14 protein-coding genes are annotated in these 12,132 nt (G+C 74.4%); 6 read left to right on the top strand and 8 right to left on the bottom strand.

The window, feature by feature from the left end; all coding sequences use genetic code 11:
* Nucleotides 1-2 precede the first annotated feature (2 nt).
* The 3 genes from AMPC_RS19760 to AMPC_RS19770 are packed head-to-tail and all read left to right on the top strand — an operon-like array spanning nt 3 to nt 2,125.
* Entirely contained in the window at nt 3-1,037 is a 1,035-nt protein-coding gene (locus AMPC_RS19760; RefSeq protein WP_248343297.1) for a histone deacetylase family protein, read from the top strand.
* A 46-nt stretch (nt 1,038-1,083) separates the two neighbouring features.
* Nucleotides 1,084-1,704 carry a dihydrofolate reductase family protein gene (locus tag AMPC_RS19765; protein ID WP_248343299.1) on the top strand — a complete coding sequence of 207 codons (621 nt, stop codon included), beginning with the start codon at nt 1,084-1,086 and terminating at the stop codon, nt 1,702-1,704.
* Between the two features lie 25 nt (nt 1,705-1,729).
* On the top strand, nt 1,730-2,125 hold the full coding sequence (locus AMPC_RS19770) for a VOC family protein (RefSeq protein WP_248343300.1): 396 nt from the start codon (nt 1,730-1,732) through the stop codon (nt 2,123-2,125).
* A gap of 45 nt (nt 2,126-2,170) precedes the next feature.
* On the opposite strand, the gene AMPC_RS19775 is transcribed toward AMPC_RS19770, so the two are convergent.
* The 7 genes from AMPC_RS19775 to AMPC_RS19805 all read right to left on the bottom strand — a co-directional run bounded on the left by AMPC_RS19775 (nt 2,171) and on the right by AMPC_RS19805 (nt 8,251).
* Nucleotides 2,171-3,175 carry an XdhC family protein gene (locus AMPC_RS19775; protein ID WP_248343301.1) on the bottom strand — a complete coding sequence of 335 codons (1,005 nt, stop codon included), beginning with the start codon at nt 3,173-3,175 and terminating at the stop codon, nt 2,171-2,173.
* Nucleotides 3,176-3,292: 117 nt separating this feature from the next.
* Nucleotides 3,293-4,207, bottom strand: a complete 915-nt coding sequence (locus tag AMPC_RS19780; protein ID WP_248343302.1) for an oxidoreductase — start codon at nt 4,205-4,207, stop codon at nt 3,293-3,295.
* 55 nt (nt 4,208-4,262) lie between these two features.
* Entirely contained in the window at nt 4,263-4,835 is a 573-nt protein-coding gene (locus AMPC_RS19785; protein ID WP_248343304.1) for a TetR/AcrR family transcriptional regulator, read from the bottom strand.
* Between the two features lie 97 nt (nt 4,836-4,932).
* Nucleotides 4,933-5,514 (bottom strand): ribosome small subunit-dependent GTPase A, encoded by a 582-nt coding sequence (gene rsgA / locus AMPC_RS19790; RefSeq protein WP_248346366.1) that lies wholly within the window; start codon nt 5,512-5,514, stop codon nt 4,933-4,935.
* Nucleotides 5,427-5,981: a GTPase RsgA gene (rsgA, locus tag AMPC_RS19795; RefSeq protein WP_248346421.1), complete on the bottom strand. Its 555-nt coding sequence runs from the start codon at nt 5,979-5,981 to the stop codon at nt 5,427-5,429. Before rsgA (AMPC_RS19795) ends, rsgA (AMPC_RS19790) begins: the two co-directional genes overlap by 88 nt.
* Nucleotides 5,982-6,212: 231 nt before the next feature.
* A complete protein-coding gene (locus AMPC_RS19800) occupies nt 6,213-7,556 on the bottom strand; it encodes an ATP-binding protein (RefSeq protein ID WP_248343306.1) in 1,344 nt (447 codons plus the stop codon).
* Nucleotides 7,553-8,251 (bottom strand): response regulator transcription factor, encoded by a 699-nt coding sequence (locus tag AMPC_RS19805; RefSeq protein WP_248343308.1) that lies wholly within the window; start codon nt 8,249-8,251, stop codon nt 7,553-7,555. Before AMPC_RS19805 ends, AMPC_RS19800 begins: the two co-directional genes overlap by 4 nt.
* 143 nt (nt 8,252-8,394) lie before the next feature.
* Between AMPC_RS19805 and AMPC_RS19810 the strand changes: the two genes are divergently transcribed.
* Together AMPC_RS19810 and AMPC_RS19815 are read left to right on the top strand one after the other, a co-directional pair.
* Nucleotides 8,395-9,669, top strand: a complete 1,275-nt coding sequence (locus AMPC_RS19810; protein WP_248343309.1) for a hypothetical protein — start codon at nt 8,395-8,397, stop codon at nt 9,667-9,669.
* 2 nt (nt 9,670-9,671) lie between these two features.
* A complete protein-coding gene (locus AMPC_RS19815; RefSeq protein WP_248343310.1) occupies nt 9,672-10,463 on the top strand; it encodes a hypothetical protein in 792 nt (263 codons plus the stop codon).
* On the opposite strand, the gene AMPC_RS19820 is transcribed toward AMPC_RS19815, so the two are convergent.
* Nucleotides 10,451-11,341 carry an SDR family oxidoreductase gene (locus tag AMPC_RS19820; RefSeq protein ID WP_248343311.1) on the bottom strand — a complete coding sequence of 297 codons (891 nt, stop codon included), beginning with the start codon at nt 11,339-11,341 and terminating at the stop codon, nt 10,451-10,453. The two genes, AMPC_RS19815 and AMPC_RS19820, sit on opposite strands and share 13 nt — an antisense overlap.
* An 86-nt stretch (nt 11,342-11,427) precedes the next feature.
* Here AMPC_RS19820 and AMPC_RS19825 point away from each other — a divergent pair, with 86 nt between their 5' ends.
* Complete coding sequence (locus tag AMPC_RS19825; RefSeq protein WP_248343312.1) at nt 11,428-12,063, top strand: TetR/AcrR family transcriptional regulator; 636 nt, start codon at nt 11,428-11,430, stop codon at nt 12,061-12,063.
* Nucleotides 12,064-12,132: the final 69 nt, after the last annotated feature.

Below are 12,132 nucleotides of genomic sequence, written 5' to 3' on the forward strand. Positions count from 1 at the left end.
CCATGAGAGTCGTCCATTCCCCGCTGCACGCCCGCCACCAGGGCGGGAAGGAGCTCCACCGCGGCGAGCTCGTGCCCTGCTTCGAGTCGCCGGCGCGAGCGGAGCTCATCCTCGAGGCGGTGCGGCGCGCCGGGTTCGAGGTGAGCGAGCCCAGGGCCCTCTCCGCGCAGGAGCTCCTCGGCGTGCACGACGCCGGCTTCGTGGACTTCCTGCGGACCGCGCACGCCGAGTGGCGCGCCGCCGGCAAGGAGGGGTTCATGATCCCGAGCGCCTTCCCCGCGCGCGGCCTGCGCCAGGACCGCGTGCCAGCGGGCCTCAACGGCAGGATGGGCTTCTACTGCTTCGACCCGGGGACGCCGATCGTGGAGGGCACCTGGGACGCCGCGCTCGCGGCGGCCGGCTGCGCCGTGACGGCGGCCGAGCTCGTGGCCGAGGGGGCCCCGAGCGCCTACGCCCTCTGCCGGCCCCCCGGGCACCACGCCGGCCACGCCGTCTACGGCGGCTACTGCTTCCTCAACAACGCCGCGCTGGCGGCGCAGCGGCTCCGGGAACTCGGCCTCGCCCGGGTGGCGGTGCTCGACGTGGACGCGCACCACGGCAACGGCACCCAGGAGATCTTCTGGGAGCGGGCCGACGTGCTCTACGTCTCGCTCCACGGCACGCCCGAGACCGACTACCCGTACTTCCTCGGCTGGGCCGACGAGCGCGGGGCCGGCGCCGGGGAGGGCTTCACCCGCAACCTCCCCCTGCCGCGCGACGCGCGGTGGCCCGAGTACGCCGCCGCGCTCGAGGAGGCGCTCGAGGCGGTCGGCCGGTTCGGCGCCGGCGCCCTGGTCGTGTCGCTCGGCGTGGACACCTTCGCCGGCGATCCCATCAGCCCCATCGCGCTCGGGGCCGAGCACTTTCCGCTCCTCGGCGCGCGGCTGGCGTCGCTGCGGCTGCCGACCGTGATCGTCCAGGAGGGCGGCTACGCGGTGGCCGACATCGGGGGCAACGTCCTGGGGGTGCTGAACGGGTTCGAGCGGGGAGGGGACTGAGGCCCTATATCCCGGCAGCACCGGGCACACCCCGAGGAGACCCCCGATGGCCAGGCTCTCGATGACCTCCTTCGTGACCCTCGACGGCGTGATGCAGGCGCCCGGCGGCCCGAAGGAGGACACCTCGGGCGGCTTCGCGCACGGCGGCTGGTTCATGCCGCTCGCCGATCCGGGCTTCGGCGAGTTCATCGTGGGCGTCTTCGCGCGCGCCGGGGCCTTCCTCCTGGGGCGCGGGACCTACGAGATCTTCGCCTCGCACTGGCCGCGGATCACCGATCCGGACGACCCGGTGGCGGGCCCGCTCAACCGGCTCCCCAAGTACGTCGCGTCCCGGACCCTGGCGCGCGCCGGCTGGAGCGGCACGACCCTCGTGCGAGACGCGGCCGCCGACGTCCCGCGCCTGAAGCGCGAGCTCGGCGCGGGCGAGCTCCAGGTCCACGGGAGCCCCGGCCTCGCCCAGACGCTGCTGCGCGAGGGGCTGGTGGACGAGCTCCACCTCGTGGTGGCGCCGCTCACGCTCGGCAGCGGCAAGCGGCTCTTCGGGGAGGGCACCGTCCCGGCGGCGTTCGCGCTCGCGGCCTCGCGCACCACGGCGACCGGCCTCGCGATCCTGACGTATCGGCCCAAGGGGAAGCCGTCGTACGGCGACGCGACGCTGAAGGACTGAAGCAGGGCAGGGCAGGGGGGACGACATGATCGAGCACGTGAGCCTGCGGTGTAGCGATCCGAAGGCGAGCCGCAAGTTCTACGAGCGCGCACTGAAGCCGCTCGGGTACGTCTGCGACCTGAAGTACGGCGACGCCTTCGGCTTCAAGGACGAGGCCGGGCGGCACGACTTCTGGGTGACCGCCGGTGAGGCCGGGACGCCGACGCACCTCGCGTTCCTCGCGAGGACGCGGGCCGCCATCGACCGGTTCCACGCCGCGGCGCTCAAGGCGGGCGGGAAGGACAACGGCGCGCCCGGGCCGCGCGAAGGCTACGCCGCCTACGCGGCGTTCGCGTTCGATCCCGACGGGAACAACGTCGAGGCGGTCATCTGGGAGCCCGCGACCCGCAAGAGGAAGCGGACGCCTTCGAAGCGGAAGTGAAGGCGCGGCCCGGGGCGGGCCTCCCCGGGGCGGGCGCCACCCGCCTCAGCGGCGCGCCTTGCGCCGCGCGTGCCGGACCTGGATGAGCTCGGCGGTGATGGACATCGCCAGCTCGGCCGGGGTCTTCGCCCCGAACTTGAGGCCGATGGGCGTGTGGGTGGCCTCGAGCGCAGCCCGCTCCACGCCGGAGGCCTGCGCGAGCTGGAAGACCCGCTCGTTCTTCTCGGCGCACCCCATCATGCCCACGTAGTGCGCGCCCGACCGGACGCCGTACAGGAGCGCCTGCGGATCGTGCATGTGACCCCGGGTGAGCACGCAGACGTAGTCGTCGGCGGTGACGCCGAGGTGGGGGATGGCGTCGAAGCTCTCGATGAGCACGCGGTGGGAGAGCGGGAAGCGCTCCGGGGTGAGGTAGGCTCGGTCCTGGTCCACCACGATGGTCTCGAAATCGACCCCGTGGGCGAGCCGCTCGAGCTCCACGCTGACCGTCCCCGCGCCCAGGATGAAGACCCGGGAGCGGCGGAAGAGCGGGACCGACCGCCACGCCACCCCGGCGTACTGCTGGTCGTGCACCTGGGGGCCGCGGGTCACGTCGAACATCTGGAACCTGTCGCGCGAGCTCGGGGGGCGCGAGAAGACGAGCTCCGCGTCCTCGCGCTGGCCGGTGGGGTTCAGCACCAGGAAGACCCCGGGCCGCGCGTCGGCGCTGCCCATCCCCTTGCCGCGCACGCCCACCACGTCGGTGTCCTCGCTGTCGAGGGCCGCGGCGGGATCGGTCACGAGCTTGAAGCCGAGCCAGGCGCGCTCGTCGGCCTTCATGGCCGCGAGGGCGCGCTCGAGCGTCGGCACATCCTCACGTCCGAGGGAGACCAGCACGGTCCCGAGCGACTCCGGCGTGATCACCGGATCGTCCGCCAGCGCCGCCGGCGCGAAGCACGGGATCTCCTCCGGGGCGACGGTGGGCGCGCGCCCCTCCCGCAGCGCGACCACCATGCGCTGCAGGACGGCCTCGAGGCCACCAGTGTTCGGGATGTCGTTGCTCGTGTTCACGGTCGCTGCCCCCTTCGAGATGGTTCGAGCCTACAGGTCCGTGGGCACGAAGTCATCGATCCATGCGGACGGGATCACAAGCTCGTCCCGGAGCTCCCAGCGAGAGACGACCGCGCGTCACGCGGCAGTCGGCGCGAGCCCGAACGAGACCCCGGTGAGCTTCTCGCTCTCTTCCCAGAGCCACGCCGCGGTCGAGGGGTCCAGCGCGCGCGCGGAGATCCGCGCCGGGGCGGGCGGTCCGCTCAGCTCGAAGAGGCCTCGCGGGCCCCAGTAGCTGCCGCTCGCCGCGGAAGGATCGGTCGCTGCCCGGAGCGTCGGGAGCGCACCGTCCGGCGGCTTCATGCCGAAGATCGGGTTGAACAGGCGCGCAAGAGACGTGCGCTGCAGATCGGTGGCCGTGTAGCCGGGGTGGGCGGAGGTGACGCGCACCCGAGACCCGGTCGCCGACAGCCGGCGGTGCAGCTCGAGCGCGAAGAGCTGGTTCGCGAGCTTGCTCTGGCCGTAGGCGGCCCACGGCCGGTAGGGACGGCGCTCCCAGTTCAGGTCGCTCCGGTCGATCCGGCCGAAGTTCTGCGCAGTGCTGGAGACGACGACGACCCGCGCGCCGGCCGTGCGCAGCACGAGCGGGAGCAGGCGCCCCACCAGCGCGAAGTGGCCGAGGTGGTTCGTGCCGAGCTGCAGCTCGAAGCCCTGCCTGGTGCGCCCGAGCGGCGGCACCATGATCCCCGCGTTCGCGATGAGGAGGTCGAGCCGCTCGTGCGAGGCGGCGAAGGTCGCAGCGAAATCCGCCACCGAGCCGAGATCCGACAGGTCGAGGGCGGCGATCGTCGCGCCGCCGCGGGGCCGCTCCTCCGATTGGATGAGCTCGAGCGCGGCCCTTCCCTTGTCGAGGTTGCGACAGGCGAGCACCACGCGCGCGCCCTTCAGCGCGAGCATGCGGGCGGTCTCGAGCCCGATGCCGGTGTTCGCGCCGGTGACGAGGGCGGTGCGACCGGTCTGGTCCGGGATGTCGGCGAAGCTCCAGCGGTTCATGTGGTTACCTCCTGGTTGCGTGAGTGCGCACTCATTCGTTGCTCGAAAAAAAAACTCACCGGCGGACGGCGTTCCAGAGCATCTCGAACCCTTCCCGGCGGTAGCTCGCGGCACGGGCGGGGTCGCTCGCGATCATCTGCAGCGTGGCCGTGACCATGGCCTGGAAGACCTGGTGGAGGTAGGGCAGGGAGAGGTCGCGCAGGGTCCCGTCGTCCACCGCCCGCTGCACGGCGTCGTCGAGCTCGCGGAAGGGCTCGGCGCCTTGCGCTCTCGATGTGTCGTCCAGGCGATTCGAGAGGAGCAGCCGTTCGAGGGTCCGCAGCTTCTTCGGGGATCCGGTGCACCACGCGAGGTGGCGATTCCAGAGGTGCTCCAGCTTCTTGGCGATCGAGCCCTGGCGCGGGAGCCCCTGCATGAGCACCTGCGCGAGCTCGGCCTTGAGCTCGAGATAGAGGGCGTTGACGAGGCCGTCCTTGGAGCGGAAGTAGGTGAAGAGCGAGCCCTCGGCGACGCCCGCCGCCTTCGAGATGGCCGCCGTCGGCGTCGCGTCGATCCCGTTCTCGGAGAAGAGGTCGATCGCGGCGTCGAGGAGGGCGCTGCGCTTTTCGTCGCTGAGCGGGCGGGCCATCGGCGGTCGGTGCGTGAGTAGGTACTCAGTCATAGTCGGCCACGTCCGGCCGCGCAAGCCCACCGTAGCTGCTGTGAGCGAAGGCGGATGGCACGGCTCAGCGCCGCCGCTCGCGCGAGAGCCGGCGCAGCTCCTTCGACACCGCCTTCCACCGCTCGCGCTCCGCCCGCGCCGCGCCCCCCTCGCGCCGCTTCGCCTGCCGCGCGAGCTCGAGCGCGAGCTTGCGGTGGCTCTCGACGCGCGCCGGGTCGATGCGGCCGCCCGCGATCGCCTCCCGGACGGCGCACCCCGGCTCGGCCCCGTGCGAGCAGTCCCGGAACCGGCAGCGCGCCGCGAGCGCGGAGAGGTCCTCGAACGTGGCGTCGAGCCCGCTCGCGTCCCAGAGCCGCAGCTCGCGGATCCCCGGACCGTCCACCAGCGCACCGCCGCCGGGGAGCGGGAAGAGCTCGCGGCCCGAGGTCGTGTGGACGCCGCGTTCGTCGGAGGCCCGCACCGGCGCGGTGCGCTGCGCCGCCCGGCCGAGGAGCGCGTTGGTGAGCGTGGACTTCCCCGCGCCGGAGGGGCCCACGAGGACGCCGGTCCGGCCCGGGCTCAGGCGGGCCGCGAGCGCGGCGACCCCCTCGCCCGTGAGCCCGGACGCGACCTCGACCGCGGCGGCGGGCGCGGCGGCGCGGGCCAGGTCGAGCGCGCCGGCGAGGTCCTCGGTCCGGTCGGGCTGGTGAGGACGATCACCGGCTCCGCGCCGCCCGCGTGCACCGCGGCGAGCGTCCGCTCCAGGCGGCGCGGGCTCGGGCCCTCGTCGAGCCCCTGCACGACGAAGACGACGTCCACGTTGGCGGCGAGCACCTGCTCCGCCGTGGCGCTGCCGGCGACGTTCCGGGAGAGCCAGGTGCGGCGCTCGAGGACGCGCGTGACGGTGCGATCGGGCCCGGGGGTCGCGACGACGAAGTCGCCCACCACCGGGAGCACGCCCTCGGCGCGCAGCCGGCCCGGGAGGACGACCGGGTGGGCGCCGTCCGGGAACAGGACGAGGAGGCCGCGGCCGCGATCCGCGACCGCGCGACCGACGAGGGAGGACTGGAGCTCCTCCAGCGAGAGCTGGGAAGAGAAGAAGGGACCGAAGCCGATGAGCTCGGGATGGACCACGACGTACCTCGAGAGCGCGAGTGACGAACGGGAACCGCGCCCCACGGTGGGCGGGGCGGGTTCCGGACGGGCGCGTCACCTGCCGTTCGGCGGGGACACGCGGCGACTCAGGCGCTAGCGGGCACGATCCACGCGTCCCGAATAGCCGGACGGGGGGGCGCGGGCAAGCGGCGCGTGGGGGTCCCTCGACGGGACGGACATCAACGGCCCGCGAGGCGGACCTGCTCGCCCTCACGCCGCGGGCAGCACGACGCGGAAGAGGCTCCCGCTCCCCGGCGCGCTCTCCACCTCGATGCGCCCGCCGCCCGCGAGGGCCACGGAGCGCGCGATCGCGAGCCCGAGGCCGATGCCGCCCTCCTGCTTCGAGCGCGCGGGGTCCACGCGATAGAAGCGGTCGAAGATCCGCTCGAGGTGGGCGGCGGCGATCCCCGGGCCGTCGTCCTTCACCTGGAGCCCCGCCTCGCCCGACGGCAGGAGCGCCGCGCCGACCCGGATGGCGCCCCCGGCCGGCGTGTACTTGATCGCGTTGTCGAGGAGGTTCACGAGCGCCTGACGGACGAGCGCCGGATCGCAGCGCGCGGCGACGCCGGCGGGGCAGTCGAGCGTCAGCGCCTGACCCTTCTCCTCGGCGAGGACCCGGAGGTGCTCCACCACCCCGCTCGCGAGCGCGCCGAGGTCCACCCGCTCGCGGGTGGCGGGGATCCGGCCCGAGTCGGCCCGGGCCAGCGTGAGCAGCCCCTCCACGAGCGCGGTCAGCCGGTCCGCCTCCTCGAGCATGCTGCCGATCACCTCGCGGTAGTCCGCGGCGCCGTGCCCTCGCTGGAGGGCCACCTCGCCGACGCTGCGCATCGCGGTGAGCGGGGTGCGCAGCTCGTGGGACGCGTCGGCGGTGAACCGGCGCTGGCGCTCGAAGGCGTCCTGGATGCGGCCGAGCGTGTCGTTGAACACGCTGGCGAGCCGGCCGAACTCGTCGCGAGGATCCTCCACCGGCAGTCGGTCGTCGAGGGACTCCGCGCTGATGCGCCGGGCGTGCTTCGCCATCGCGCCCACCGGCGCGAGCACCCGGCCCGCGAGCACGAGCCCGCCGCCGAGCGCGGCCAGGGCCGCGCACGGGATGCCGAGCGCGAGGATGAGCGCGAGCCGGTCCAGCGCGCTCCGGGTCGCCGAGTCGTCCACCGCGGCGGAGATCCGCAGCCCGTCCCACGAGCGGGTCGCGACCCGATACGAGCGCCCGTCCGCCGTCCGCCAGGTGGCCGGCCCCGCGCCGGCGGACGCCGCCGGGTCGAGCTCGAGCCGGCTCCAGCCCGCGGTCCGGTAGAGCACGCGCCCGTCGCGGGTCACCTCGAACAGCTCGACCCCGGCCCGGGTCTCCACCTCGATTAGGTCGTAGTCGGCCTGCCGGTAGGTCCGCTCGATGGTCGCCACGTCCCGGGCCAGGCTGGCGTCGAGGTCGCGGAGGAGCTGCGCGCGGGCGATCAGGAACACGGCCGCGGAGAAGCCGCAGACGATGAGAGTGAGGGCGCCCGCGTGCCAGAGCGCGAGGCGCGTGCGGACGCTGCCCGGGCGCAGCTTCACGGCTCGCCGCCGAGCAGGAACCCCACCCCGCGGATGGTGTGGACGAGCTTTCGCGGGAACGGGTCGTCCACCTTCCGCCGCAGCCGCGCGATGGTCACGTCGATCACGTTGTCGAGCGGCGTCGCGCGCGCGGTGACCTTCCAGACGTCGCGCGCCAGCATCTCGCGCGACACCACGCGGCCCTGGTGCCGGAGCAGGTACTCGAGGATCTCGAACTCCTTCGCCGTGAGCTCGAGCGGCGCGCCGCCGCGGGACGCCGCGCGGCGCAGGGGGTCGAGCGCGAGGTCGTCGTGGCGGAGCTTCGCGGCCGGGTCCAGCCGCCCGCGGCGGAGCAGCGCCCGGATGCGCGCGAGGAGCTCCGGGAACGCGAACGGCTTCACGAGGTAGTCGTCCGCGCCGGCGTCGAGCCCGGCCACGCGGTCCTCCACGGTGTCCTTGGCGGTGAGGACCAGCACCGGCGTCCGCAGGCCGCGCGCGCGCAGCGCCGCCAGGATCTCGAGGCCGCCGCGGTTCGGGAGCATGAGGTCGAGCAGCACGAGGTCGAACGCCTCGCCGGTGACGAGGAAGAACCCCTCCTCGCCGGTGGCCGCGACGCGCGTCTCGAAGCGCTCCGCCGCGAGCCCGTCGGCGAGCGCTCGCGCCACCTTGGCCTCGTCCTCCACGATGAGGATCCTGGATCGGGCGTCGCCGGGCACGACGCGAAGTATAGCGCGCGCCCCGCGCCCGATCCTGACGGGGGCGTCAGGAAGACGTCAGGACGCGTCCGCGCGAGGTGCGGGCATGCTCTCGGCCGTCGATCGATGGACGCCACCACTCGCCGAACCCGGAGAGCCCCCGCATGCAACACCGAGCCTTGACCGCCGCCGTGGCCGCGCTCCTCGCCGCGTCGAGCGCCGCCGCGCAGGCGCCGCAGCAGAAGCCCACCCCGCCGCCGGTCCCCACGCTGGCCGAGAAGATCACGCCGTCGAAGGACTTCCCGAAGGGCACCGCCACGCCCTCGGCCGAGTGCGGCGCCTGTCACCAGGCGATCCATCGCGAGTACGCGGGCGGCTTCGGGAGCGACATGAGGTACCCCGGCCAGACGCTCCGCGCGAAGGGCGACCCGGTGCTCCAGCTGCCCGCCGGCACCTCCGTGTCGGCGAGCGCGCACGCCGCGGCCGGCGTCGATCCCTGGCCGGTCCACGCGCGCGAGGCGGAGGAGGAGGGGAAGAAGTGCAACGTGTGCCACTTCCCGCAGCCGTTCTCGATCCCCGACCGCGCCACCGCCGAGATCGCGAAGCCCGCGCCGCGCGCCGAGGCGCAGGGCGAGGGCATCACCTGCGCTGCCTGCCACCTCGGGACCGACGGCCGGATCCGCGGTCCGCACGCGGTGCAGGCGCCGCACCAGACGGTCGCCGACGAGCGGATGCAGAGCTCGGAGATGTGCGCCTACTGCCACGCGATGGGGAAGCGCGTCGCCGGCAAGCAGACGCAGACCTACCTCGAGTGGCGTGAGGACTTCTTCAAGCCCGGGCTCGGGAAGCAGCAGTGCCAGGACTGCCACATGCCGCGCACGCTGCGGAAGGTGGCCGAGGACGGGGCCGGCCCCGTGCGCGCGGTCGCGCGGCACCTCTGGACCGGCGGCCACTCCGGCCAGCGGCTCGGGAGCGCGCTCTCGATGGTGCTCGTCCAGCCGCGGGCGGACCGGTCCGATGTCGAGCTGCACCTCGTCAACGTCGGCGCCGGTCACTCGGTGCCCACCGGCTCGAACCGGCGTGGCATCTGGCTCGTGGCCCGGGCGCTCGACGCGAAGGGGGAGCAGGTGGCGTCGCGCGAGTGGCTCATCGCGCCCTGGTACGGCCCGCGCCCCGACGACCGCGCGTTCCTGAAGGAGGACGCGGCGCGCCCGGACCGGATCGCCGCGACGCAGGCCGACGAGCAGGGACCGCACGAGGCGCCCATCCGCGCCGGCGAGGAGCGGGTGCTCACCTGGGCGCCCGACGTCGAGGGCGGCAGCTACACGGTCGAGGCGGTGATGACGTACGACCTGAACCGCTACAACGATCGCGGCTTCCAGGGCGACCAGCGCGAGATCTCTCGCGCCACCCTCCCGGTCCAGGTGAAGGCGCGCTAGGGATGAGCGGGGTCTCCGGCCTGTTCCCGCGAGGGCTGCTCCCGGCAGCCCTCGCGGTGGTGGTCCTCTGCCCGCTCCCCGCGCTCGCCTACCGGCCGTTCGACGGTACCGACGCCGCGGTCGCGGCGAAGGGGGAGGTGGAGCTCGAGCTCGGGCCCGTGGGGTTCGAGAAGGACGGCCCGAGCCGGACGCTGGTGGCGCCGAGCGCGGTGCTGAACCTCGGGGTCACCGGGCGGGCCGAGCTCGTGCTCGAGGGCCGCCAGGTGATCCAGCTCGGCGACCGGATCGACGGGCCTCGCTCCCGGGTGGACGACGTCGCGCTCTCCTTCAAGACCGTGCTGCGGGAGGGGAGCCTGCAGGAGCAGGCCGGCGTGAGCGTCGCGTCGGAGCTGAGCGCGCTGCTGCCCGCGACGGACGGGGGCGTCGGCGCCGAGCTGGCGGTCATCGCCTCCCGGCGCTGGCCCGAGCTCACCGTCCACCTGAACGGCGCCGCCACGTGGACGCGCGCGCACCGGCCCGGCCTCGCGGGCGGCGCCATCTTCGAGGTGCACGACGCCTGGGCGCTCCGCCCGGTTGCGGAGGTGCGCGTGCAGGGCGAGCGCGACGAGCCGACCGTCGTCTCCGGCCTCGCCGGCGCGATCTGGCGCCTGCGGGACGGCGTCTCGCTCGACGCCGGGCTCCGCGTCGCGCGCGAGGGCGGCGTCTCGGCGACCGAGCTGCGGGCCGGCCTGACCTGGGGGTTCGACGCGGGGCTCGGCCGGTCCCCCGACGTGGGGCGCGCTCAGTCGAAGTAGTGGCCCGCCTCGAGGTCCTCGACCAACCCGGGGTGGGTCGGCGTCCAGCCCATGCGCTCGCGGGTGAGCGCGCTCGAGGCCGGCTGGTCGATCGCGAAGAACATCCCGAGCCAGCCGAAGTGGGCCGCCGCGCCGTCGGGCGGGATCGAGACCGCCGGCAGGCCGAGCTTCTCGCCGATGAGCTCCGCGATGGTGCGGGCCGGCACGCCCTCGTCCGCGACCGCGTGGAGGATCGAGCCCGGGGCGGCCTTCTCGACCGCGAGCACGAAGAGGCGCGCGGCATCGAGCCGGTGGACCGCGTTCCACCGGTTCGACCCATCGCCGACGTAGCCCGAGGCGCCCTTCGCGCGGGCGATCTCGACGAGCCTCCGCACGAAGCCGTGGCGATCGCCGGGGCCGTGGACGGTGGGCGGGAGGCGCAGGATCGACACCCGCACGCCGCGCTCTGCGAGCCCGAGGGCCGCGACCGCCGTCGCGAAGCGGGGGTGCGTGCCGGGCGCGAAGGGGGTGTCCTCGGTCGCGACCCGGCCCGGCGCCAACCCCGCGGTCCCCGAGGCGATCACGAGGGGCCGGCCCGAGCCCTCGAGGACCGCGCCCATGGCCTCGATCGCCCGCCGATCCGTCTCGACCGAGGCCGCGAAGTGGTCGAAGTCGTGGATGAACCCCAGGTGGACGACGCCCTCGCACTGGGCCGCTCCCGCCCGCAGGCTCTCGAGGTCGTTCAGGTCGCCCCGGTGCACCGCGGCGCCCATCGCCGCCACGCCCTGGGCCGAGCCGTCGGAGCGGGCGAGCCCCAGGACCTGGTGGCCCGCCGACAGGAGCTGCGGAACCACGGCGGAGCCGATGAACCCGGACGCGCCGGTGACGAAGACACGCATGTGACCTCCCGAAGTGCGGCTGATGTCAGTTGCTGTCATCGGTATAACAGGCGATGTCAGGGACTGCAATCAGCTAGGATGACCGCATGGGTCGATGGCAGGGAGACGCCCGGGGCCGCCTGGAGCAGGCCGCGATGAACCTCTACCGGGAGCACGGCTTCGCCGAGACCACGGTCGCGGAGATCGCCGCCCGCGCCGGGCTCACCGAGCGCACCTTCTTCCGCTACTTCGCCGACAAGCGGGAGGTGCTCTTCTGGGGAGCCCCCCTCCTCGAGCGCTCGATCGTGGAGGGCATCGCAGCCGCCCCGGCCGACGCTGCGCCGCTCGAGGCCGTGGTCGCCGCGCTCGCCGCCGCCGGCGCGGTCTTCGAGGAGCGGCGCGAGGGGGCGCGCGTGCGCCACGCGCTCATCCAGGCCAACGCCGAGCTCCGCGAGCGCGAGGTGATGAAGCTCACCTCCCTCGGCGCGGCGATCGCCGCGGCGCTCCGGGCCCGGGGCGTGCGCGAGCCGGGCGCCAGCCTGACCGCCGAGGCGGGCATCGCCATCTTCAAGGTCGGGTTCGAGCGCTGGCTCGAGGACGCGGGGCGCCGCGACTTCGCGCACCACCTTCGCGCGGCGCTCGGCGAGCTCCGCGGGGTCGTCGCGGAGCAGGGAGCGGCGGCGCGGCGGGCGCCTCGCACGGCTCGGGCGGCGGGCCGTGGCCGGCGCAGCCCGGCGTCGTGACCGCGCCGACGGGCCGGCCTCCCGCCGAGCGCGGGAAGCGGACCCGCGTACGTTTGGCGTGATCGGATT

The sequence above is a fragment of the Anaeromyxobacter paludicola genome, from assembly GCF_023169965.1.
In the GTDB taxonomy this organism is placed as follows: Bacteria; Myxococcota; Myxococcia; order Myxococcales; family Anaeromyxobacteraceae; genus Anaeromyxobacter_B; species Anaeromyxobacter_B paludicola.